Source organism: Globicatella sanguinis NBRC 15551, from assembly GCF_001552295.1.
Lineage (GTDB): Bacteria > Bacillota > Bacilli > Lactobacillales > Aerococcaceae > Globicatella > Globicatella sanguinis.
This window is the reverse complement of the sequence record NZ_BCQX01000205.1, coordinates 1-1562: the sequence shown is the minus strand read 5'-3', so window position 1 is coordinate 1562 and position 1562 is coordinate 1. Positions and strand designations below refer to the sequence as shown.

General features: G+C 37.6%; 1 protein-coding gene. It reads right to left on the bottom strand.

Annotated elements, in window-relative coordinates:
* Window positions 1–331 precede the first annotated feature (331 nt).
* A partial coding sequence (locus GSA01S_RS10100; protein ID WP_157064826.1) for an ABC-F family ATP-binding cassette domain-containing protein occupies window positions 332–1562 on the bottom strand: 1231 nt, incomplete at its 5' end.

Below are 1562 nucleotides of genomic sequence, written 5' to 3'. Positions count from 1 at the left end.
TACTTCTTGCCCACTCCCTGTTTCTTTATCATATTGATTAATGGAAAAATGAATGCGCCAGAAGATAAATAAAATCATCTCGATTCAAAAAAGGAGTGAGCCAGCAAGGAAATCACTCCATCTTCACTGCCTGTTCACTCCCTCATAGAGTAAAGACTCAATAAGTTTAAAAAGTTGACGCTTTATCTTGATGCATGCGCTTGTGCCAAAGCTTCTCGGTAGTATATACGAAAACCACTCTATGTTATTGCATTACTGTCGACTAAAACAATGCTACTAGATTAGAGTGGTAATAGTGAGTAGTTTATGCTACTTAATACTATCGGTCACATTAATTGTTTGTTTCCTCTAGCTCTTCAAGGGCTAAACTCGCTTCTTCCCATTCCTCCATTAAGTTTTCCTGGCGATTTTCTAAGCCCATTAGTTCCTCGTGCATCTTTAATAACTCGTCTTGTTGATTCAATGTAGAAGCTTCCGCCATTTGATGATGTAAGGCTTCAATCGCTTGTTCTATCGTTTCTAGCTCTTCGGTCACTTTATCAACTTGCTGAGTTAATTTCTTTAATTCACGACGATATTGCTTACTTTCTTCGAAGGATAACTGAGCTTGCCCTTTAGTAGCAGTGATACTTTCAGTCGGCTTGGCGTTTGTTTTGTTTTTCAACTCAGCCTCTTGTTTAAGAACAGCTAGCTCTTCTTTTTTATGTAAGTAATAATCATAATCTCCTAAATAAAGAGTAGAGCCTGATGGCGTAATCTCTAAAATTTGGGTGGCAATCCGATTGATAAAATAACGGTCATGCGAAACAAATAAAAGTGTACCATCAAATTCGATTAAGGCTTGTTCTAATACTTCTTTACTATCGATATCCAAGTGGTTGGTAGGCTCATCTAAAATTAAGGTATTATCATGGTCAGTAGCCAATAAAGCTAAAGTTAGCCGAGCTTTTTCTCCACCGCTTAGCATCGATACTTTCTTTTCAACAGCTTCGCCAGTAAAAAGGAAGCTGCCTAAAATACTCCGAATAATCCATTCATCAGTTGTATCGTGTGCTTGCCATAGAGTTTCTAAGACAGTTAAGTCAGGATTTAACATATTAACGTTTTGAGCGTAGTACCCAATATCTAATCCAGTACCTCTTATGATTTCGCCTTTAATTGGAGGAATTTCCCCAATTATCGTTTTCAATAAAGTAGATTTACCAACACCGTTTGGCCCGACGACTGCGATGGCTTCTTGTTTTCTTAAATCCAATTGAATATTTTCGGCAATTACTTCAGATTGATAGCCGATGCTTAGATTTTCTAATTCAAGCACGCGTTCGCCACTTTCGCTAGCCGTTGAAAACTGAATGCGTGGTGCTTTTTGGTCTTGTTTTGGTTTTTCTAACCGAGTAATTTTTTCTAATTGCTTACGTCTACTTTGAGCCCTCTTCGTTGTCGAAGCGCGAGCAATATTTTTTTGAACAAATTCCTCGAGTTTTGCAATCGTGACTTGCTGCTTTTGATATTCTTTCCATTCAAGTTCTAAACGTGCTTCTTTTTCTTTCATATTTTTGATT